Genomic DNA, 23,122 nt, shown 5'->3' on the forward strand with positions numbered 1-23,122 from the left:
GCCAATTCCCCCAAAAAGTTAGACACTTTCTGGGGGCATTTTTAGATAGAGATACCTATTTCTTTGCAGCGTTGATCACTTGTGTATTTAATTTGATGTATTCACCATTTTTATCTGCTGTGGCAACTTCAAGACCTTTGGTTGCTGTTTCTATCGCACCTTGTTTATCACCAGCTTTTAATTGCGCTTTTGCTTTCCAATATAGGACGTGAGCAGCTTTAGGTTGAGCTTTGGCAGCTTCGTCAAACCAGCTTAGTGCTTTATTTAGATCTAAATTATTACTGAAGTAATATTGGGCTGCGGCAAAATAAGGTTTTTTCTCACCCTTCATAGCCTCGTCAATAGAAGCTAATATTTTAGCTTGTTGATTGACTTTGAGATCAACCTTTACAGACGTTTTTTCCCAAGCCAGATTCAATACAGCACCTGTAGGTGTAACATTGTCAAAAGAAATGGTAAATGTCTCCACTGGATTTGCTAAGGTCTGTGGTTTAACATTGAAGCGTAAGGCATCTTCAGTTTGTTTATAGGTATAGGCACCCCATTGTTTTGTGTTTTTACTGATGATGATGGTCCACTCTGATTTGTTTGGGATTGTGAAAAGAGCGTAGGTTCCAGCAGAAAGCTTATGGCCATTCAACTTAACGTCACCTTCAAAGGTTAATGTGGTATTGGTATTTGCTCCTGTACGCCATACTTCATTATAAGGAACAAGATCGCCAAAGATCTTACGGCCGTTCATGCTAGGTCTGCTGTAATTAAGGGTTACGTTTTCAATACCCAATCCTTGTGTAACTGTCTGTGAGCTACTTGCTGCAGGTAGCTTTAGCTGAGCAAAAGATTCGTTGGCCGTAAACATCATTGTTGCGGCAATGGCAATTGCAAAAAGATTCTTTTTCATCTGTATCATTGTTTGTTTTGTTGTATGCTTAATATTTAATGGCTCTTACAGCATCTATCTCCTAAAAGTAGGAAGAATTTTAAGAAAAAAAGGCATCTATTTTTAGATGCCTTTTTTTCTTAAAATATAAGATGGATTTACCTTAATTCGTTTTTCCTACTTTATGACCTGCTATAGAGAAATACATAATGTATAGATAGCCTGGTACCATCGCATATAGGAATGCATGTTGAAAATCAATATGCAAATGATCTTTTAACAGTCCATAGATCAAAGGCCATATTGCTCCACCAGCAATACCCATAATCATAATTGCTGATCCTGTTTTTGTGAATTTTCCCAGACCTTTAATTCCTAGCGGGAAGATCGCTGGCCACATGAGGGAGTTCGCGATTCCTAACAAGGCAACAAATATAAATGATGTTGTGCCAGTTGTGAAAACAGAAATAACGGTGAATGTGATGCCAATGATTGTGCAAATGCGTAGGGCCATTTGTTGTGATACAAATCTTGGAATGGAGATAATACCGATAATATAACCGATCAACATGCAAGATAGTGTAAATGCTGTTGCGTAGGTCGTAAAGAAGGGATCAACTTTCAGTTCGCGTGCATAGACGCCAATGATATCTCCCGCCATAACTTCGACCGCTACACAGAAGAAAATTGCCAAAGCGCCCAAGAACAAATGTGGATATTGAAATATCGATGTTTTCTTTGCCGCAACAGTTCCGCTTTCTGCGCTGCTTTCTTCTTCTGCATCCATATCGACCTCAGGCAGGTGAGTGAACTTTAAGAATATTGCGAAGGCAACGAATATAATTGCAAGAGAGATGTATGGTGTGTGTACGCGTTGAAGAAGATCATCTAAGATCGCATTCTTTTGGACCAGATCCGTTGTTGCTTCTAATTTTGCTGTTACTTTTTGCGCATCTTTTAAAAAGAGTGTTCCGAAAAGGATAGGTACAATGATACCAGCCGATTTATTGAAAAAACCAGCTATTGAAATACGTTGTGCTGCGCTATCAATAGGACCAATAATACTTAAGTAAGGGTTAACTGCTGTTTGTAATAATGCCATTCCTGAACCTTGAATAAAGATTCCTGTTAAAAATAGACCATAGCTTCTGTTATCTGCCGCAGGAATAAAGATCAAAGACCCTAAACCTAATATAATAAGACTGACAACTAAACCATTTTGGAAACCAATTTTTTTGATGATGACTGAGCTTGGAAGTGCTAGGAAAAAATAAGCAATATAGGAAGCAAAGGTTACGAAGAAAGCTTGCAAATCTGTTTCGAGGTTACAAGCAATTTTTAAGAATGGAATTAAAGTTCCGTTTGCCCAGGTAATAAAACCGAGGATAAAAAATAAACCACAGCAGATGGCCATAGGGCGAAAAGCTGTTTTACCAACGTTAGGATTAGTGGTCATGTTTTGTTTTATTATATTTAGTTAAGTTATCGTTCGAGTAGTTAAGTTATCGTTCGAGGATTGGTAAATCAGTAGGAATAAGGAATGAACAAACGATTGCGCTCCATAATTACTGATTTTTAAGGTATCCATCCTACAAGACTACTTAAATTTCTTGAATATTGGAAATAAATAAAGGCATATTTTTGAGGGATTTTGATAATTAATTGACAAAAAAAAGGAGGATAAATTGTGAAATTTATCCTCCTTTGCTTATGAACGTTGTCGAATTTTAATTGGACCAAGTTGATAAATCGAGTTAGCAGGAGCCATACAGTGCTCGTTATTTTGGAACGATTGCTACTGTAAGTCTTGAGATACAATTTAATTTGTTGAAACGATCGTACATTTTTATTTCCCAAATATGTGTGGACCGACCAATGTGTATTGGACTACATTTCGCGGTGATTACACCGCTACTGACCGGGCGTATGTGATTGGCATTTACTTCAAGTCCCACACCGCGGTATTTGTCAGGGTCAACCACGAGATTGGATGCGATACTTCCCAAAGATTCCGCCAGAACGACAGAAGCACCGCCATGTAAAATGCCGTGCGGCTGTTTGACTTTATCTGTTACAGGCATGGTCGCCGTGATGGAGTTGTCATCTATTTCTGTTGCTTGAATTTCGAGCAGACCTGACAGATATTTATTGAAGAATACGTTAATTTCCTCAATGCTGTAATGCTGAAACCAAATTTTTGACATCGTCTGAGTTTAAATAACGTTCTTGGATAATAATGCGGTGATGATTGAGATGGCCCGCAATGACATACAAAAGCGCTTTTACACTTGTCAGCCGTTCAGATGCCATGCCCTTACGTTCTAGTTCCACATCGTTAAAACTATTGAAAAGCATCATGTTAGCTTTGCGAAGAAAGGTGAATTCTTTGCTTAAACTTTCTAATGTGCGGTCGTTGTAACGGGAATATTGAATGAGATAGTCTTGGTCATACCCGGCAAGCTCTTTAAGGTCATTACGTGAAAAACGCAATGCCCGGTAAGCCATGATACGCTCATTATCGATGACGTGGCCAACAACTTCTTTGATGGTCCACTTATCTTCGGCGTATTTAAAATTACCTCTTTCCTCAGGAATCGTGTCCAGAAATGCTGGAAAGGAGAGCGTTTGTTCTTCTAGTGCATCAAACACGTTATCGACGACAGTCTCAATATAAGGTGCGTAGACTGCTGGATATTCGTCAGATTTGAGTGGCTTCATATTTTAAATTGCTTTTTAAGATTATTCGAAATGTTGTTCCTTTACCTACTTCAGATTCTTTTACAAAAATTTGTCCCTGGTGGTACCGCACCATTCTTTTTGTCAGACTAAGGCCAAGCCCCCAACCTCTTTTCCGTGTTGTGAAACCCGGCTGGAAAACAGATTCAAAATTAGATCTCGGAATTCCTTTGCCCGTATCACTAATGTCTATAAAAATTTCTTCTTTCGCAATATTTTCTGAAATATTAACAGTTATCTTTCCTTCTGTGCCAATGGCATTTACTCCGTTTTTCAATAAATTTTCGATAATCCAATCAAAGAGTGGAATATTGAGTTGTGCTTCAAGATGTGTGTCGCCTTTTAATTCGAAAGCAATTTTATTACTGGTTCGTATGCGAAAATAATCCATATAATTTTTGATGACATCATAGAGGTTATGGTTGGTCAGTACGGGAGTAGATCCTATTTTGGAGAAGCGGTCAGCGACGATTTCAAGTCGTTTAATGTCATTTTCCATTTCATTTAGCGTGTCATCTTCTTCGGCATCAAATTTTATGCGAATCAATTCTAACCAGCCCATCAGTGACGAAATAGGGGTGCCCAACTGATGTGCTGCTTCTTTGGTTAGTCCGACCCAAACAAGATTTTGTTCAGATTTTCGGATGGAGTTGAAAACCGTATAGGCAATAATGAGAAAGAGGGCAATCAATGATAATTGTACATAAGGAAACACCCTTAACTGTTGCAAAAACCAAGAATCCTTATAATAAACATGCCATTTTTGACCATTTTCCAATTCCAATGTAATCGGAGGATGGCTCTTCTTCATAAACGCGAGCTGCTTTTGAAAATATGCCGGATCATAATCGAGATGTTTTGTAACACTGTCGTTGTGTCCGGGTTTAATATTTGTCTTTGTGGAATCGAGGTTACGCCAGAAAATAATGTCTTCCTTATCGTCAGTAATAATTGCTGGTAAATTGAGGCTGTCTCTTACGGCGTAAATAAACGTAATGAATTCATCATCAACGTCGGGCATGGTCATGATATTTTTGGTACTCATAGCCCATACCTCAGCCTTTGAACGTTCGGCATGCGCAAGATTTCGAACGAGGTAGTTGGTATAAACCAAAGAGGCGACAGCAATGACTGCTGCAAAGATAAGCAAGATAAATTTCCAGCGTTGCTGGCTAATCTGATAGGGTTTCATGATTACGTATTCGTGTCCTTCATTTGCAAATTACTGAATAAATGTCTGTTTTCTGCACTTTTATTTCATTGAAGAAGTTAACGTACCATCCAAATCAAAAATTTTGTGGTAATTTTGCGGCATGAGTTCAGAAAGAAAAGTAAGAGTGCGTTTTGCACCGAGCCCGACAGGTGGTCTTCACCTTGGTGGGGTACGTACAGCTTTGTTTAATTTTCTCTATGCGCGTCAGCATCAGGGAGATTTTATTTTACGTGTCGAGGATACGGACCAAACTCGTTTTGTCCCAGGTGCTGAGGAGTATATCAACGAATGTTTAGCATGGTGTGGTCTGTCTCCAGATGAAAGCCCGTTAAAAGGGGGCGAGTACGGACCTTACCATCAAAGTGAGCGAAAACCATCTTACCGGAAATATGCTGAGCAGTTGATCGAGAATGGTTATGCTTATTATGCATTTGATACTGCAGAGGAATTGGATGAGCAACGTAAGTTACAGCCTAATTTTCGCTATAGCCACGAAAATAGACTTCAATTGCGTAATTCATTGAGTCTGTCTGAGACTGAAACTCAACAATTATTGGATGCGGGGACTCCGCACACCATTCGTATAAAGATCCCTACCGATGAAACGGTAACATTCACGGATATGATCCGTGGAAAGGTTGCTTTTGATACAAATCTTGTCGATGACAAGGTGTTGCTTAAAGCAGATGGCATGCCGACTTATCATCTGGCAGTTGTTGTCGATGATAAAGCTATGGAAATATCGCATGTTTTCCGTGGTGAAGAGTGGTTGCCTTCGGCGCCTATCCATATTTTATTGTGGGAATACCTCGGCTGGGGTGATAGCATGCCAGGTTGGGCACACCTTCCATTAATTCTGAAACCAGATGGAAATGGTAAATTAAGTAAGCGTGATGGCGATCGCTTGGGCTTCCCTGTTTATGCAATGAACTGGACTGATGCGAAATCTGGTGATACAACAAAAGGATTCCGTGAGATGGGCTTCTTGCCAGAAGCTTTTGTCAATATGCTTGGGGTGTTGGGCTGGAATGATGGAACTGAACAGGAGATTTTCTCCTTAGATGAATTGATCCAGAAATTTAGTGTTGACCGTATCAGTAAAGCTGGGGCAAAATTTGATTTTGAAAAAGCAAAATGGTTCAACCATGAATGGATTAAACGCACATCGACAGAATCTCTGTTGCCACAGATCAATACAGTTTTGGAGCATCATCAAGTAGAAGCCGATGCCGCTTATGTGAGCCGAGTATTGGATGCCGTGAAAGAACGTTTAACCTTTGTTGAAGACTTTTGGACTCAGGCGTCCTTCTTCTTTTCGCAGCCTGCGGAATATGATTTGAGCGCGGTAAAACCTAAATGGTCTGCTGAGAAAACTGCATTTTTTGAGGATATTAACCAATCATTCGAAGGATTTAATACCTGGAAGGCTGCTGAATTGGAACCCTTCTTCAAAGATGCGATTCAGGCATCAGGGATGAAGATGGGTGAGCTTATGATGCCATTCCGGATTATGCTGGTAGGGGGTAAGTTTGGACCAGATGTATTTCAGATTGTTGAATTACTTGGTCAACAAGAGGTCATAGCGCGTGTGAAAAAAGCACTTAAAGAATTCGATGCTTAAATAGCTTTAAGTACGAGATACTGAAAAGGGGTTGTCTGCATTGCTATGCAAACAGCCCCTTTTTTCTGAAAGCGGTTGTTTATTGATTGCTGTTGTTTTTATCAAGTCATCAATGCGCGATTAAGTCATCAATGCGCGCGCGATACGCGGTTGATTAGCCAAAAAGAATCTTCCGTTCGGGTTCTTAACTGTTGTTGCTCGCGAAATCATGGAGCTTGTCTATAGGGGGGAGCGGCCTCATTTACAAGTATGGTATCCTTAGGCGCATGAAAAGTGTTTTGGCTGGGCCGAATAAAAATATTAGCCCCGTTATTAGTATTCCTAGTATCCCTAGATAAGTAAATATCTCCATGTTACTGATTAACGTTGCTTGCTGACTTAGGGTTCCCGAAATACTTTTGCTGGCAATACGGCTTGCTATCTGATCGCCATATATTCCGGCATATTTCTCCATTAATGTATCCCAATAGTTTATTGTTAAGGTATTGCTTGTATTCAATGTTTGTTCGAGTTGAATATAATGTTTTTGATTTAGTACATAACTGACGTTTTGGATAAGAGCAAATCCGACATTCGTACTCCAGAACCGAGCTGTTGTGCCCATAAGACCTGCATTGCCAACGTGATGGGATACGACACCAGTCAAGATATAGATAACAAGCGGTGTAAAGAGCCATCCCTGACCTATTCCTTGAATAAACAAAGGAAGACCGATTGCCCAAATTGTGGTGTCAGGGTAAAATGTGGGTACAAATAGAAAACATGAGGTCGCCAAAATCAAAAAGCCGAAACCAAAGATATATTTAGGAGATACATCGCGCAGGAGTAAAAAACCTGAACTACCGACACCCAGTATTGTGCCAAACACGTTGATGTACTGTACATCAATAATATAATGCCAGGGCCACTTCCAAACTGTAGCCATTACAGTATAAACATTATTGAGGCAGCTACGAATAATATAAAACAGAAAAAACAGGGTAACACCAAAGATCACATTTTTGTATCTCAAGATCTCAAAACGAAAAAGGGGTCTTTTGACCGTCTTTTGTTTAATCATAAAGAGTGCGCCGAAAATAAGGGAAAGGGCGAAGTTTATGGTGATATTGGCGTGTTCAAACCAATAGTATTTGCGACCATAAATTAAGACATAAGCTCCACAGCTCAATGATATCAATAAAAACAAGCAACTTGCCAGATCTAATTGATAGAGGGGGAATTTTTTACCCAAGCGATTATTGTTAAGTAACAGCAAAGCTATTGCAATCACAATCAAATGCCAATAGAGGACGACGTGGATCATATCTTGCCATCCGTAATCCATAATACTTTCTTTGAGTAAGGAGGTCGTTAAAGTTGATCCCGTAAGCATAAAGGTGTACAGGAAAAAATAAGCAATCGTACGGCTTTTGGCATGCCTAATTTGCAACATAAGCAAGGGAAGAAAGCAAGCTCCTTCCAATACACAGAAAATACCTTCTACCACGCGCAGAATGCCAATAAGAAATGGATCTCTTGTCAGCGAAATGCCTAGTAGGATCAAAATGGAAAGACTGCAGGTCAAAAGAATATATGTTCTTACTCTGAAGAAGGAAAATAGCCGCTGAAATAGAAGTAAAGCAACGACAATGGCGCCATACATCAGGGATAGAAAATACTGAATATCCTCGGCTTCAATGTCCAGTACCGAAGCGGTAAATGCCGTATTGGAATGGAAGAGAGACATTAACATGAGATGTGGGAACATCGCTAATATCATTAACGGAAGTTTTATCCATTCGGGCACCCAACTATAGTATAAAGATTTATTCATACGCATGATGATTAGGATTGATGGGTAGCATGGATAACCACATTCATACCGGCACGCAATTTCTTAAGATCCTGTTTTGGATCAAATACAATTTTAATAGGAATCCGTTGTTCAATCTTTACGAAATTTCCGGTTGCATTGTCTTGAGGTATCACGGAAAATTTGGAACCTGATGCTGGGGAAAAAGAGTGAATTTTTCCTTTAAAACTAAGTTTGGGAAAGGCATCAACCTGTATCGTGACTACAGTACCTTCTGAAAGGTTTTCGAGTTGAGTCTCTCTAAAATTAGCGTTGATCCATTTTTCCTCGCTAATGACGTTGGCTAGTGTCTGGCCTTCCTTTACAAATTGTCCTGGTTGGATCGTTCGTTTGCCAACAAAGCCATCGTAGGGAGCGGTTACTACGGTATAGGAGAGAAAAAGCTGTGCATTTGTTTTCGCAGCCTTTTTGATATTGATATTAGCTCTTGCCGGCAATTCGTTTGCTTTTTCTTTGCTGCTGTTCAGTTGAGCTGAATTATATTCTTCCGTAATGGCGTGCAATTGCGCCAATGCGATATCGTATGCTGCTTTGGCATTATCGTACTGCTGTCTGGTGGCAGCCTCAGCTTCAAATAAATTCTTGAACCGATTGTAATCCTGTTGGGTCTGCCATACACTTACTTTTGCAGCCTCTAATCTTGCCTTTTGAACCGAAATACTATTAGCTGCCGCATCGGCTGTTTTGCTGAGAACCTCGGCATTTCTCTCACTACTTTGGAGTTCGGCATTCGCCATATCCACCTTGGTTTGATACTCGCTCGCGTCTATAATAAGCAGCGTGTCGCCTCGATGAACATATTGATTTTCCTCAAATCGTACCTCTTTAATAAAACCAGCGATTCTACTGGCAATGGGTGTAACATATTGATCAATTTGAGCGTCATTTGTCGTGACATACTGATTAGTAAAAATGAGGTGTCTGACTAAGACGCCAATACCGGTCAATAATAATAGGCTGGCAAATATGACGAGCACTTTATTAAATCCCTTTGTTTTGTCTTTTTTATCTTCTTTATTCATTGTTGTTTAATTGCGCGTTTTTCAATTGTTTGCTTTGCCTGTGCTTATTCCTTTGTATGTGCTTGACGTATGCTTTACCTTAAAATCATCAAAGCTTCCAGCTCAAAAAGTCTCGGAGCCATTCATCCAGTTCAGCTATGCTGTACTCGAAGTAGCAATTTTTCTGGTTTTATATTTGACTTAAACAGGAGTACTCGGAATACGAGCAAATTTCCTCTGAGCACATGAGCATATGGCTATACAAAGATACTGTGAGATAGAAACGTTTTGTTTTGTATAGTCGGACGAATATATGTTCATTTGCGCCATGTTGTAGGAAAAGTGTAATTTTAAGTTATGGAAGAGGAAAAACTGGCAGCTATTGATGCTGATCAATATGATTTTTATGTAGACCATATGTATGTCGATCGTATCGATTCTCGGGAGTATAAACATAAAAAGGCACGGTTGCTCTATGCCGAAGGTGGAATTGTTCATGTGTTTACAGCAACAAAGCACTGGTACTTACCGGCAAGATTTTACATGTGGATTCCGGCAAATACAACCTATCATCTGGAAAGCACAAGCTCCCGTATCCCGCTATATAGTTTTTATTTCAAGGAGCGGCAGCAGATGCCGTCCGTACTTTCAGTACCGAATATATTTCTTAGCAATGATCTGGTGCGTGAAATGTTTTTATTTGCTCAGGATTGGAGCGGAGGGGTCAGTAAAACGGCCGATTATTCAAAATACTGTCTCTTGCGCGCGATGATGGCTATCATTCCGGATACAAGTTCACCAATAGATGCTTTCCCGATGCAGCATCCCTATCCTAAAAGTGAGAAACTCAGGAGTGTGGCTAGATATCTGAACAGCAACATTGATCAGGCCTTTACCATAGAACAGATTGCGGCTCGCTTTGGAATGAGTAGCCGCTCGTTGTCCAGACTTTTTAAAGACGATATGGGCATCAGTTATATTCGGTTTTTAAGAGCCATACGAATTGCAAAAGCTTTGGAGCTGATGTCAGAGAATAGCTATTCCATTCTAGAAATAGCCATGCGCGTGGGATACAACGAGCTGTCTTCTTTTAGTAATATTTTTACGCGTGTAACAGGTATCCGTCCATCGATATATATGGCGAAGATTAATGAATATAAACAGTAATATTTTATTTAGGCCAAAAGTTCCTGCAGATCTTCCTGAGATAGTGACTTGATAAAGCTTTCTTCTGTCGTGATCAGGCTTTGTGCAATCGATTTCTTTTTATTCTGTAAAGCCAGTATCTTTTCTTCGACGGTATCTTTACTGATAAATTTATAGATAAACACATTGCGCGTTTGACCGATGCGGTGTGAACGGTCTACGGCCTGTTGTTCCACAGCTGGATTCCACCACGGATCCAGAATAAAAACATAGTCCGCTTCAATCAGATTGAGTCCCACCCCACCTGCTTTTATCGATATAAGAAATAACTTAGTATCGTTGTTTTTACGAAATTGGCTAACGGCTTCATCCCGGTTCTTTGTGCCGCCATCTAGGTAGGCATAATTTATTCCTTTATTATCGAAATACTGACGGAAGATATTGAGCTGTTTTACGAACTGGGAGAAAATCAGTACTTTGTTGCCCCTTTGCATGACCATTTCAAGCGTTTCAATGACAGCGTCGAACTTGCCGGAAGCACCCGAGAACTTCTCATCCACCATTCGGGGATGATTGGCTAATTGTCGGAGCTTTGTCAAGCCCTGCAACAGCGCAATTTGGGTAGATTTTGGCTTGCTGTCCAATTGTCCGTCAAGAATGGCATTGCGATATTCAGATTTGACTTTTTCGTACAACTCGGATTGTTTTTCAGTCATTTCACAATAAAGTACCTGTTCAGTTTTTGGCGGTAATTCTGTTGCCACCTGATCTTTTGTACGTCTTAATATAAAAGGTTTGACAATCGCTTGAAGACGCTGCGCCTTTTCTTCATCTTTTTTCTTTTCTATGGGCTGTACAAATTCCTTCTGAAAATAGGTATAGCTTCCTAGTAATCCTGGATTGGTGAAGTGCATCTGTGCCCAAAGATCCGAAACGGAATTTTCTACAGGAGTTCCACTCAAGGCCAATTTGTTTTTGCTTTTTAGGCTTTTGATGGCTTTAAACGATTTGGAAGTTGGGTTTTTGATATTCTGGCTCTCATCGAGGATAATGTAATTAAAATAAAAGCCACTCAAGGTTTCTTCATCAATGCGGGCAATCCCGTAGGTAGTAATGACCAAATCATATTTAGCGAAAAGCGAGGCATCTTTAATGCGGTTGTTTCCGGTATGAAGGTGAATATTAAGCTGTGGCGCAAATTGCTGTGCTTCTTTTTGCCAGTTGTATACCAATGATGTTGGCAAGACCAAAAGTGAGGTACGGACATCCTGTTCGTCTTGGAGTTGTTCTTTTTGCTGTTGCAATAACGCTAAAGTCTGTATGGTTTTACCTAAACCCATATCATCTGCAAGACAGCCGCCAAATTTATACTGCTTCAAAAAATTAAACCAATTGTATCCTGCTTTTTGGTATGGGCGAAGATTTCCCTTGAAATGTTTTGGTTCGGGAATATCAGCAATCTCTTCAAAGTTGGCTAGATTCTGTAGTTTTCGTGTAAATACCAGTTTTGTATGCTCACTAATTTCAAAGAGTAGACCAATATGTACCTTATTTAGTTTGAGCTCATGTCGGTCTGCAGAAAATTGGAAGAGATGGTTGTATTTTGCAAACCATTCTTCCGGAATCATGGCAATTTCTCCATTTGGTAAGGTGAATTCCTTAATATTATTAAGGATATGGTTGCGCAGCTGAATAAATGGAATCTCATAGGGCCCAAATTTTGCGATAGCACTTATATCAAACCAATCATTGTCTTCATCAATGGAGATATCTAAGGAGGTGTGCCCTATGAAGAAGCGTTTTTCTTCACTATTTTGTATAATGTGGAATCCAAGAGCCTCCAGTTGTTCTTGATGGTTGTTCATCCAGTCAAATACTGAAAGCCGTTTTCCAGTTTGGTTTGCTGGCGTTAATAAGCCGAGTTGGAGATCAACATCCTGTAGTCCCAATTTTTTTAAGCTTTCATGTTGTTGTTCTTCCCATTGCAACGATCGTTTGACACGGTGGAATATATATTGATCATCTTGCGCATTATATTCCATGCGAACAGTAACCTTATTCTCGGCTCCCGCGGTAAAGGTATGCGGTCCGTACTTGAATTGCAGTTGTAATTGCGAGGCTCCATCCTCGACATAAATCAAATGGAGGAGTGGAATTGCTTGGTGCTGGTGGGTCTGAATTTCAAATCCTTCGGCATAGACATGATAACGTTCAATCAGTCCACATACAAAGGTTTCGAAATATTTTTTTTCAGTGCTTCTACCGACAGAAATGTAACGTTTATTCAGGAAAGGGCTGAGCTTCTTGCCCTCAAGGGCCTGATCGAAATAATATAGGGTATTGTTTAAAAGTAACCATGCTTGTACATTGGTCAAGACAATGGCATTTTTGAACATAAACTCCAGACGCTGATTTTCGTATTTGATTGTCGGGAAATAACGTGTTTCTTCTTCGTTTCGTCGAAAATGAAATAGAATCGATGCCGCAGAGGTTGCCAATTTAATTTCTTGATCTGCTGGATAACCATCTTTGCTCATCATGAAAAGCGGTTTGTCTCCAACAGCTTCAAAAAATTGGATCATTTTTTCATCAATTTTAGGACGAAGAAGCTCATGTAGCTTTTTATCGAAAACTTTGGAAAAGAAATCGACAGGTCTAATTGCTTTTTTGTAGTATTTTTTAATGAGGTGAGTTTGTTCGATTTCATCGAGCAATCGAATTAGTTTGTAATCTAATTCATCCAATTCAGCGGCGTAAGCATCTACAGTATTGCTAAATATACGTTGATAGCGTAGTGAGTAAGTCCCATTGGGATTGAGTTTGACCATGTGTGGCTCAATAAGATAGCCAAGATAGGGGTGCTCACATATAGAATAAACGATTTTATATACTGGAAATGACTTTGACTGTTGCATTAAAAATAGCGGACCTTATAAATAAAGGTTTCTAATATACAATAAAATATACCATTAATCGCAATTTGCGCGTTGAAATTTTTAAAATCGATTTTAAGGGATAGCTAGTGAAGATCTCGTACTAACCTTCATTATGAGGTTGTGTACAGGTGTCGTTAAATATCAAAGGGCGTAGGCCCTATTTCACGGCTTGATTTGCTTGGATTGAAAATTTGGGTTGCAATTAGCCTTGATCGCTATAGGAATAAAAACCTAATAGTTCCCTTCAAAGACAAACTGTGCCGGGCCCTTTAAGAACACCTCTGAGAAATGGGAGCCTTTCTTATGGAAGGAGATATACAGCTGTCCTCCTAATACTCGGATAGGAATATTGATATCACCTTCTAAATTTTGCTGCAAGGCGACAGCCATGGCCGCTGCAGTTGCTCCAGTGCCGCAGGCATAGGTTTCATCTTCAACACCGCGCTCAAATGTGCGGAGGAAATAACCATCTCCTTCCGCTTCAATGAAATTTACATTGATGCCTTCTTTTCCATAAGTAGCGTTATTGCGAATTGCGTAGCCATCTTGGAAGACATTCTTATCCTGCAGATTTTTTACAAACTCAACATAATGTGGAGACCCCGTTTGTAATACATAAGCTTCACCATCACGTGTATAATCTTGTACATCGATCATTTGCAGGTTGACAAGGTCTGCTGCTAGCGAGGCATGGTGTATGCCGTCTACTGCCAAAAAGACAGTTTTGTCAGTAATGATGCCTAAGTCGCGTGCAAAAGCGACGATACAACGGCCCCCGTTACCACACATGCTGCCTTCTCTGCCGTCGGCATTATAATAAATCATCTCAAAATCGTAATTTTCCTTGTTTTGAAGCAGCATTAAGCCATCGGCACCAATGCCAAACCGACGGTTACAGAGTTTTTCTACCAATGCTTCATCTGCGCGGTCAAATGCACTGTCGCGGTTGTCTACTAAAATGAAGTCATTTCCTGCGCCCTGATATTTTGAAAATCTTACTTTTGATGCCATTACGTTGATTTGTAGTAACAAAAATACGTTTTTTTGTTACAAAAAACCGGGTAAAAGTTAAGATTTGTTAAAATGATTGCATTTGTCTAGCAATTAACATTTTTTAACGTGTCGGATTTTCCGAAGGCCTTGAAATGGTATTACATTTGAACATATCCGAATAAAATCGGTAATTTTAGGAGCAAAAGTTATCAGCATATATTAGGACATTTTAAAATAGAAATAAGTTTATGAATAAGGTCGGTTTAACGCTATTAACGGCTGTTTTCGGTGGAGCGGTAGCATTAGGTGGTTACAAGCTTATTGAGAATAAGAAGTTGGATGGTATGTCTTTCGAAGACAAACAAAAAGTTTATTTTGCAAACAATCCTACAGGAGTTATGTCTTCAACAGGCAATCCTGATTTCACCCAGGCTGCCGCAATAGTGTCGCCAGGTGTAGTGCATATTAAGACAACCTATAGCCGTAAAGGATCACAGCAATCGCAAGGTTCTCCGTTCGATATGTTTGAAGAGTTTTTTGGCATGCCACAAGGTGGTGGACGTCGTCAAATGCAGGCGCAGCCTGTGCAGGCATCCGGATCAGGTGTAATTATCTCGGATGATGGTTATATTGTAACGAATAACCACGTCGTAGAAGATGCAGATAAAATTGAAGTCGTATTAACAGACAAACGTACGTTTGAAGCCAAATTGATCGGACGTGATCCGAATACAGATTTAGCCTTGTTGAAAGTGTCAGGCAAGGGGCTTCCTGTGGTCAAGTTAGGTAACTCAGATAATGTCAATGTCGGTGAATGGGTGTTGGCTTTTGGATACCCGCTAGGGCTTCAATCTACAGTTACCGCAGGTATCATTAGTGCAAAGGGTCGTCAGATCGGTATTCTGAGTGAAGGTCAGCAACAACGTGGTAATCCATTTGGTGGTGGACAGGATCAAATCCCGGTGAGTTCAGCGATAGAATCCTTTATTCAAACAGATGCTGTTATCAATAAAGGAAATAGTGGTGGTGCGTTGACGAATGCTTCGGGAGAATTGATTGGTATTAACTCTGCTATCGCTTCTCCGACAGGAACATATGCGGGTTATGGTTTTGCGATTCCGGTCAATTTGGTGAAAAAGATTGTCGATGACTTTGTCGAATACGGTAATGTAAAACGCGGTTATATCGGTGTTACCTATACCGAAATAACACCTGAACTTGCTAAAGAGAAAGGTTTTACAGATGTTGATGGCTTGTATGTTCAAGACGTTGTAGCTGGTGGTGCCGCAGAGGCTGCAGGTGTTAAAAAAGGAGATATCCTGACCAAGATTAATGGAAAAGTGATCACAGGTTCACCTGTCTTAAGTGAAACTATAGGTCGTGCGCGTCCTGGAGATAAGGTCAATGTCACCTACAAACGTGATGGTAAGGAAAAACAAGTAACCATGACATTGAAAGGGGAAGAATCCTTGAAGACCGCAAATACCGGCGGTAAAGCTTCTAAAAGTGCAACGGAGATTTACAATAAATTGGGTGCAAGCTTTATTCCTGCTTCAGCTCAGAAGAAAAAAGAGCTGGGTGTCAACTCTGGAGTTGTTGTGACCCAAGTGAATCGTGGTGGCATCTTTGATTACTTCGGTGTAGAGCGTGGATTGGTCATTACTGAGGTTAATGGAAAAGCTGTAAATACAGTAGACGATGTTGAAACTGCGCTTGGCGCAACACAACGTAATATTGTGCGATTGAAAGGGGTATCTCCTCAAGGTGGTGCTGTTCAATTGAGCTTCCCAGTAGAATATTAAGCGTTGAATTAAGAATTGGTTGATTAATATAGTTTAGGTGGTTCTAGCCATAAGGTTAGGCCACCTTTTTTTTTCTGAAAGTGTCTGATCTTATTGGCCAGAAAAAACCTTCAGTTTGCTTTCATTGCTGTTGGTGGCTGCGAAGTCATGAAGGTTTTATCCTTTGTATTATGATCACGTTTTTTCATTAAGGGAGTAATGAACTCGCTATGCTTGGTTTACTAAGCATTGTTTAATTTCATTGGCTTTAATGAACTCAGTTATTGGTCAGAATGATTTTTAGGCGGGTTTTTCCGCTGTTTTTGTATGCGAAATCAGGAAAATTTGGTGGAAATGCTATGTCACTTGGTAACATGTAGGTCAATTTTAAGCTGGTTGTTTCCTTAATAATTTTAGTTTAGCTATTTTGCGGAATGAAGTGCCGAACAGCGCCAGTACTTGTTAAGCTGCGTTTTTCTGGCCTGATGATTTATTATATATTTTGCTATCGACAAGAATGAGAGCCTGATTATATGGGCTAAAGGCGTTCTTTGCGTCCTTTAGTTGGATCAGTCAACGGTATCGCGATTGCTTGATAGTTTTTTAAAATTATAGAGATGAAGATTTTAATGGTTTGTTTGGGCAATATCTGTCGTTCGCCCCTTGCACATGGTATATTAAAACAAAAAGTTGCGGATAATCAATTAAATTGGGTCGTTGAATCGGCGGGTACAGGTGACTGGCACATTGGTGAAGCACCCGACCGTAGGGCGATAGCCATTGCAAAGAAGTATGGTGTCGATATTTCCGGTCAGCGGGCCCGACATTTCAAGCCGCATTTTTTTGCCGAATATGATCTTATATTTGTGATGGATAGACAAAATTATGAAGATGTATGCGCTCAGGTGATTGATAAGGAAGACCTGAACAAAGTGAAATTGTTTTTAGGAGATGATGTTGTTCCCGATCCGTATTTTGACGATAATTTGTTCGATCCAGTTTTTCAGATGATTGATCAGCGCTGTGCAGAGGTTATTGCAAAAGGAGGGAATCTAACGGCATAAGTGTATTTATTTATCTTAGTTTGTTTAAAACAAAAAAATGAAGGCAGCAGAAGTAAATAAGAAGTGGAGTATTCTACAGGATGAAATTGCTTCACTATTCGATATGGAAAAGCCGGACATCAAAGTCTGTTTATTCCTCATTGGTGTTCAGGAATTGGGTAAAGGTGCTCAAAAGTTCTCAAAACGGGAAAAAGAAGAATTGATGCACATTGCGACCTGTCGTCTTTTCAGTGCAATGGGATTTTATAATCTGAAAGGTCTGGATGAAGAGGGGTGGCCACATTGGGAATTGGTAAAACCTATTCCTAACTATACGCTTTTGGAACAAGAGCTGATTATGAAGTCCTTGATCATAAATTATTTTGAGGAATTAAACGTTATCTAGAAGATAACACAATTGAAAAAACTGGAAGTTCTAATTGGGAGCATATAATTATTAACAGATGAAATTTTTAAAGGCTAGTTTAATAGCAGTATTCTGCTTTTTGCAGGTTTTGGCATTTGCGGCTAAACCCGAGTTTAAATATGTACAGATCGTTACTGACAAGGGAAACTGTGTGCTGCGGTTGTATAATGAGACACCTAAACATCGGGATAACTTTGTCAAATTGGCAAAAAGTAAATATTACGACGGGACTTTGTTCCATCGTGTCATCCAGAATTTTATGATTCAGGGTGGTGATCCTGATTCAAGAAATGCCGTTGGCGGCGCTCAATTGGGTAATGGAGGACCAGGGTATACAATTCCTGCAGAGATTCAGGATGGTTTATTCCATAAAAAAGGTACTATCGGAGCGGCTCGAGATAATAATCCCGCAAAGGCTTCTTCAGGTTCTCAATTTTATCTCGTTCAGGGAAAGGTATTCACCCCTGAAGACCTCGATCGTTTGGAGCAAACACGAATGAATGGTAAGAAATTTTCGGAAGTGCAACGTCAGGCGTATACGACTATTGGTGGAGCTCCGCATTTGGATTGGAATTATACCGTATTTGGTGAGCTGGTCAAAGGCGTGGATGTCATCGATCAGATTGCAGCTGTGAAAACCGATAAGCACGATAGGCCAGAAGTCGACCAAAAAATGAGCATGCACGTGCTCACAAGACGAGAAGCGTTAAACCTGGAGCGAGAAATAAAAGGTCTAAAACCTCAGACGGGTATCTTTTCTAAAATTGGTGATCTGTTCTCTTCCAAGGATTATTAATGTCGTTATGATTCGCAAATCAGGGGTTGAAGAGCTTTTTCCCTTATTATTTAGCATCTCAATATTCAAAAAATGAAAATAGTAACCTATAATGTGAATGGTTTACGTGCAGCCTTGAAGAAAGATTGGTTAGGCTGGTTGAAAACTGTAAATGCAGATGTCATCTGTCTTCAGGAGATTAAAGCTACACCGGATCAAATTCCTGAAATTGCTTTGTTGGAACAGATGGGCTATGAGCATTACTGGTATCCCGCTCAAAAAAAAGGCTATAGCGGAGTCGCCTTGTTTACGCGTATCACACCTAAGCATATTGAGTATGGTTGCGGCCATGAAGATTATGATTTTGAAGGACGTATTATCCGTGCTGATTTTGATCAGGTTTCCGTGATGAGTACTTATTTTCCATCAGGTACGACAGGAGACGTGCGACAGGATTTTAAATACCGTTTTCTGGCGGATTTTCAGTTATATAGCGATAAGCTTTTGGTCGAAAAACCGAATTTGGTCGTTTGTGGTGATTATAATATTTGTCACCGTGCTATTGATATTCACAATCCAAAATCAAATGCAAATTCTTCGGGATTTCTTCCAGAGGAGCGCGAATGGATGGAGAATTTTATTAATTCGGGCTATATCGACTCTTTTCGCCATTTAAATCCGGATCCGCACCATTACAGTTGGTGGAGTTACCGTGCTGGAGCACGTGCGAAAAACCTAGGTTGGCGTATTGATTATAATATGGTTTCAAAACCTCTGGCAGAGAAAATCAAATCGTCCAGCATAATGCCAGATGCTGTCCATTCCGATCATTGCCCGGTATTGTTGGAGCTTGCCGTCTAATTAGATGGCATCTCACAAAAAAAGGCTTTCATATGCATGAAAGCCTTTTTTTTGTGAAGCACGAGGGACATTATTAACTAATTATTTCCCCTGGCTATGGATAATGGAAAGTTGCTGGGCAACTTTCTCTGCAATCGTTAAAAATGATTTCGTTACAGGGTCTTCGGTATCTATGGCAACTGGGAAACCATTATCTCCAGCATCAGAAATGCCTTTTAATAAAGGGATTTCACCAAGGAAAGGAACTTTATATTCTTCTGCCAAACGTTTTCCACCGTCTTTACCAAAAATATAGTATTTATTCTCTGGCAGCTCAGCCGGGGTAAAATAGGCCATATTTTCCACGACACCCAATAATGGAATATTGATGCTATCCATTAAGAACATTCCAATTCCTTTGACGGCGTCGGCCAGGGCAACGTGCTGCGGCGTAGTGACAATCACAGCTCCGGCAATAGGGAATGTCTGCGATACGGTGATATGGATGTCACCAGTGCCTGGAGGCATATCAACGACCAAGTAATCCAGTTCGCCCCAGTGCGCATCGTTAAAAAGCTGCTTGATTGCGGAGGTGGTCATTGGACCACGCCATGGAATAGGTTGGTTTGGATCGGTGAAAAATCCTATTGAAAGTAATTTCAGCCCAAATTTTTCAAGCGGTTCAATTTTAACCTGTCCGTCTGGCATTTCTACCGAACCTGGCTTAGCGCCTTCCAATCCAAACATAATCGGAAGCGATGGTCCATAGATATCGGCATCTAAAAGTCCTGTTTTAGCACCTTTGGCATGGAGAGCAAGAGCTAGATTGGCGGCAACCGTAGATTTACCAACTCCACCTTTGCCTGAAGATACCAAAATGATATTTTTAATACCCGACACTTGTGCACCTTGCTTCCCAATCACATTGGAAGTCATATTGATCTGAACTTCGAGATTTTTGTCGATGAAATGGGCTATAGCGTTTCGACAAGCATGCTCAATATGGTCTTTAAGCGGGCAAGCTGGCGTAGTTAAAATGACATCGAAAGAAATTTTTTGGCCTTCGATTTCGATATTTTGAATCATATTCAATGTTACAAGATCCTTTTTCAAATCAGGCTCTTCAACATAGGATAATGCATTTAATACTTGTTCTTTGGTAACCATCTGTTATTCATTTGTAATCACGGATTACAAAACTACTCATTGCAGATCAATTTCATGTCATTTCTTTGTTTTTAATGGGATTTAGAAAGCTGTATTACACCAAAAGGGATGGGACATTAATCTTCCATAGTTCAGGTTCAAAACATGAAGTGAATATTCCTTTTTTTTAACGGACCTAATAGGGACCTGATAAGGATCTCATTCGGACTTCATTCGGATGAACCCCTATAAAACCCGTTTTAAATCCCTATAAAATAAGTTGTAAATTCCTGCTAGAAAATAAGCTTATTGGAAGTTGTCATGCCATTGGTCGGAATGGCTTTTATCATTTTTATCCGTCTATGTGTGCTTAGAAAAACTTCTTGTATAATTCCTCAATAAATAAATTCCTCAATAGGCAGAGGAGAGATCGATAAATTACGTATATATGCCACGCAATTAAATTGCATATAAAAGCTAATTTATCTAAGTTTGACTGTTGATATGCACGAATTTGCATTAAGTAATAATTATGTCCAATCGATTTATAACATCTTTTAAGTCCCGCAAGTGGCGATGGCTTTATATTGCGCTAGCTGCTATGCTGGTTTTGGCTATTGCAGTTGGTACCTATGCTTATCAGAAAAGAGATGCCATGCTCATGGGAGCAATCAACAAAGCGAAAGCAAAGTTGCTTGAAAAGTATGATATGGAATTGAAGATCCAATATTATGCCTTCCAGGGAATTAGTGCAGTACAGTTTAAGAATATACAATTGTTGCCCAGACATCGCGATCAATTGGCACAAATCAATGATCTTACGGTATCTGTAAAATTGTGGCCTTTGCTATTCGGAGACGTAAAATTGGGGCAGGTTATTTTGGATAATGGGACCGTTTCTCTTGTTAAAAAAGACTCGGTCAGTAACTACGATTTCTTATTCAAGAAACAGAAAAAAGATACCGTAGAAAATGATAATCCAAAACAGAATCTGGCAGCTTTAGCAGATCGATTGTTGAAAAATGTGTTTTTTAAGGTTCCAAATGATCTTGATCTCAAGAATCTTGAGCTTTCCTATCGCGATGACAGCACTTCACAGCGCATTGTCATTCCCTCTGCGGTGATCGACGGTGGAGATATGGAAACGAAGTTCCTGCTAAACGACCATGAAGCGGCCTGGAATCTGACTGGAACAATAGATTCGGATAATCAAGAATGTGACCTTCGCCTTTTTTCTGATAAAAAGGAGGTCAATCTTCCCTTGTTGCAACGCAAATTTGGTCTTGCAGTAAGTTTTGATGAAATATCCTTCCGACTGGACAAGGCGCACAGGAGGAATAAGGAATTGCTGGAATTGCATGGGCAATGGGGCTTTAAAAATTTGAAAGTAAATCACTGGCGTATTTCTAGTAAAGATGTCATCTTTCCTGAAGCCATCATGCAGGGGGCATTGAATATTGGAGCATCATCGATTGAAGTGAGTAAAGAAAGTACCGTACAGGTCAAAGATTTTGTGTTTTCCCCTTATGTCAAGTATGTGCACAAGCCGGAGAAAGAGCTCTTCTTCGCTATTCACACAGATAAGATCGAGGCTCAGCACTTTTTTGATGCCATGCCAGTTGGACTATTTCCAGGTTTAGACGGTATTCAGGTGGAGGGGCACATTCAATACGATCTAAACTTTGCGCTCGAAATAAAAAAGCCCGAAAAGCTTCTTTTCTCTTCCAAAATGGATGATAGGGATTTAAAAGTCGTTAAATGGGGAGAGGCTGATATTGCGATGCTAAATACGCCTTTCACGTATACAGCTTACGAAGATGGTAAGCCGATGCGGGAGATTGTGGTGGGGCCTCAAAACCCTAATTTTACACCGCTAGATCAAATATCCCGTTATATGCAGATTAGTTTGATCAATACAGAAGACCCCTTTTTCTTTAAACACAAGGGCTTTGAGGAGAAGGCTTTTAAGCTCTCCATTGCTACAAATATCAAGGAAAAAGGGTTTAAGCGCGGGGCGAGTACGATATCTATGCAACTGGTAAAAAATGTTTTTCTAAATCGGAATAAGACCGTTGTGCGGAAGCTGGAAGAAATTTTGCTGGTATGGCTGATGGAGCGTTCACAGCAAGTCAGCAAACAACGCATGTACGAGGTTTACCTGAATGTCATCGAATGGGGGAATAATGTATATGGTATCACCGAAGCTGCGCGTTATTATTTTGGAAAAACACCGGCACAGTTGGGGCTTGGAGAGAGTATATTTTTGTCCAGTATCGTTCCACGACCTAAAAAAGGACTCAACTTTTTTGATTGGACAGGGCACCTGAAAGGGAATATGTTGCGCTATTTTAATACCTATGGCCATATTATGACCAAAACAGGGCAGATTAGTGTGGATTCAACAACTTCAAATTATGGTTTTTATGAAGTTGTTCTGCAACCGCATCTGCGGGCAGCTCGACCAGCTGTGGTAGATTCGGTTGATGTATTTGATATGGGAGATGATCCATTGTTGTTCGATCGTCTCGAAAGTAGCTCTCCTGCCGATAATCTTGAAAGTGTATCTGTTCCAAAGAAGCTAAAACAAATGGATCTAACGGAAAAGAAAGATGAGGAGGCGACTGAACCAGAGAAACCAAAACGATCGCTATTTGACAAGATATTGGGACGTAAAAAAGAAGAAAAACAAAACGACGCACACAAATAGTGTTTGTGGCGAAAGAAGGACATTA

At 40.0% G+C, this 23,122-nt stretch carries 18 protein-coding genes; 8 read left to right on the forward strand and 10 right to left on the reverse strand.

All coding sequences use genetic code 11. The features are described from left to right. Positions 1-55: 55 nt before the first annotated feature. From B3E92_RS15385 to B3E92_RS15405, 5 genes are all read right to left on the reverse strand, one after another. Positions 56-901, reverse strand: coding sequence for a DUF2911 domain-containing protein (locus tag B3E92_RS15385; protein ID WP_286897484.1), 846 nt, complete (start codon positions 899-901; stop codon positions 56-58). Positions 902-1,043: 142 nt separating this feature from the next. Beyond that, positions 1,044-2,336 (reverse strand): sugar MFS transporter, encoded by a 1,293-nt coding sequence (locus B3E92_RS15390; RefSeq protein ID WP_159333446.1) that lies wholly within the window; start codon positions 2,334-2,336, stop codon positions 1,044-1,046. Positions 2,337-2,658: 322 nt separating this feature from the next. After that, on the reverse strand, positions 2,659-3,084 hold the full coding sequence (locus B3E92_RS15395) for a hotdog fold thioesterase (protein ID WP_112375037.1): 426 nt from the start codon (positions 3,082-3,084) through the stop codon (positions 2,659-2,661). Further along, entirely contained in the window at positions 3,050-3,598 is a 549-nt protein-coding gene (locus B3E92_RS15400) for a DinB family protein (protein ID WP_046673623.1), read from the reverse strand. The genes B3E92_RS15395 and B3E92_RS15400 overlap by 35 nt, the downstream gene beginning before the upstream one ends. Next, entirely contained in the window at positions 3,579-4,808 is a 1,230-nt protein-coding gene (locus B3E92_RS15405; protein WP_070561286.1) for a sensor histidine kinase, read from the reverse strand. Before B3E92_RS15405 ends, B3E92_RS15400 begins: the two co-directional genes overlap by 20 nt. A gap of 121 nt (positions 4,809-4,929) precedes the next feature. Between B3E92_RS15405 and gltX the strand changes: the two genes are divergently transcribed. Further along, a complete protein-coding gene (gltX, locus tag B3E92_RS15410) occupies positions 4,930-6,450 on the forward strand; it encodes a glutamate--tRNA ligase (RefSeq protein ID WP_286897486.1) in 1,521 nt (506 codons plus the stop codon). Between the two features lie 241 nt (positions 6,451-6,691). On the opposite strand, the gene B3E92_RS15415 is transcribed toward gltX, so the two are convergent. Together B3E92_RS15415 and B3E92_RS15420 are read right to left on the reverse strand one after the other, a co-directional pair. Further along, entirely contained in the window at positions 6,692-8,263 is a 1,572-nt protein-coding gene (locus tag B3E92_RS15415) for an MFS transporter (protein WP_286897488.1), read from the reverse strand. An 11-nt stretch (positions 8,264-8,274) separates the two neighbouring features. Next, a complete protein-coding gene (locus tag B3E92_RS15420) occupies positions 8,275-9,324 on the reverse strand; it encodes an HlyD family secretion protein (protein WP_070561283.1) in 1,050 nt (349 codons plus the stop codon). A gap of 336 nt (positions 9,325-9,660) precedes the next feature. Here B3E92_RS15420 and B3E92_RS15425 point away from each other — a divergent pair, with 336 nt between their 5' ends. Continuing rightward, on the forward strand, positions 9,661-10,470 hold the full coding sequence (locus B3E92_RS15425) for an AraC family transcriptional regulator (protein ID WP_286769151.1): 810 nt from the start codon (positions 9,661-9,663) through the stop codon (positions 10,468-10,470). Positions 10,471-10,478: 8 nt separating this feature from the next. Here B3E92_RS15425 and B3E92_RS15430 read toward each other — a convergent pair whose 3' ends face one another. Together B3E92_RS15430 and dapF are read right to left on the reverse strand one after the other, a co-directional pair. Next, a complete protein-coding gene (locus B3E92_RS15430) occupies positions 10,479-13,364 on the reverse strand; it encodes a DEAD/DEAH box helicase (protein ID WP_286897490.1) in 2,886 nt (961 codons plus the stop codon). Positions 13,365-13,616: 252 nt separating this feature from the next. Then, positions 13,617-14,396 (reverse strand): diaminopimelate epimerase, encoded by a 780-nt coding sequence (dapF, locus tag B3E92_RS15435; protein WP_286897492.1) that lies wholly within the window; start codon positions 14,394-14,396, stop codon positions 13,617-13,619. Positions 14,397-14,626: 230 nt separating this feature from the next. Here dapF and B3E92_RS15440 point away from each other — a divergent pair, with 230 nt between their 5' ends. The 5 genes from B3E92_RS15440 to B3E92_RS15460 all read left to right on the forward strand — a co-directional run bounded on the left by B3E92_RS15440 (position 14,627) and on the right by B3E92_RS15460 (position 19,265). Continuing rightward, positions 14,627-16,180, forward strand: coding sequence for a Do family serine endopeptidase (locus B3E92_RS15440; protein WP_046673632.1), 1,554 nt, complete (start codon positions 14,627-14,629; stop codon positions 16,178-16,180). A 596-nt stretch (positions 16,181-16,776) separates the two neighbouring features. Next, the gene (locus B3E92_RS15445; RefSeq protein WP_070561279.1) at positions 16,777-17,223 is read left to right on the forward strand and encodes a low molecular weight protein-tyrosine-phosphatase; all 447 of its coding nucleotides are present in this window, start codon (positions 16,777-16,779) and stop codon (positions 17,221-17,223) included. A 37-nt stretch (positions 17,224-17,260) separates the two neighbouring features. Continuing rightward, positions 17,261-17,608, forward strand: coding sequence for a hypothetical protein (locus tag B3E92_RS15450; protein ID WP_046673634.1), 348 nt, complete (start codon positions 17,261-17,263; stop codon positions 17,606-17,608). A 58-nt stretch (positions 17,609-17,666) separates the two neighbouring features. Further along, complete coding sequence (locus B3E92_RS15455) at positions 17,667-18,425, forward strand: peptidylprolyl isomerase (RefSeq protein WP_286897494.1); 759 nt, start codon at positions 17,667-17,669, stop codon at positions 18,423-18,425. A gap of 72 nt (positions 18,426-18,497) precedes the next feature. Beyond that, positions 18,498-19,265 (forward strand): exodeoxyribonuclease III, encoded by a 768-nt coding sequence (locus B3E92_RS15460; protein ID WP_070561278.1) that lies wholly within the window; start codon positions 18,498-18,500, stop codon positions 19,263-19,265. A gap of 81 nt (positions 19,266-19,346) precedes the next feature. Here the strand turns inward: B3E92_RS15460 and B3E92_RS15465 are convergent, their stop codons facing one another. After that, complete coding sequence (locus tag B3E92_RS15465) at positions 19,347-20,411, reverse strand: Mrp/NBP35 family ATP-binding protein (protein WP_046673637.1); 1,065 nt, start codon at positions 20,409-20,411, stop codon at positions 19,347-19,349. Positions 20,412-20,922: 511 nt separating this feature from the next. Between B3E92_RS15465 and B3E92_RS15470 the strand changes: the two genes are divergently transcribed. Beyond that, complete coding sequence (locus B3E92_RS15470; RefSeq protein WP_046673638.1) at positions 20,923-23,097, forward strand: transglycosylase domain-containing protein; 2,175 nt, start codon at positions 20,923-20,925, stop codon at positions 23,095-23,097. The last annotated feature ends 25 nt before the right edge of the window (positions 23,098-23,122 follow it).

The sequence above is a fragment of the Sphingobacterium sp. UBA6317 genome (assembly GCF_002440385.1).
Lineage (GTDB): Bacteria > Bacteroidota > Bacteroidia > Sphingobacteriales > Sphingobacteriaceae > Sphingobacterium > Sphingobacterium multivorum.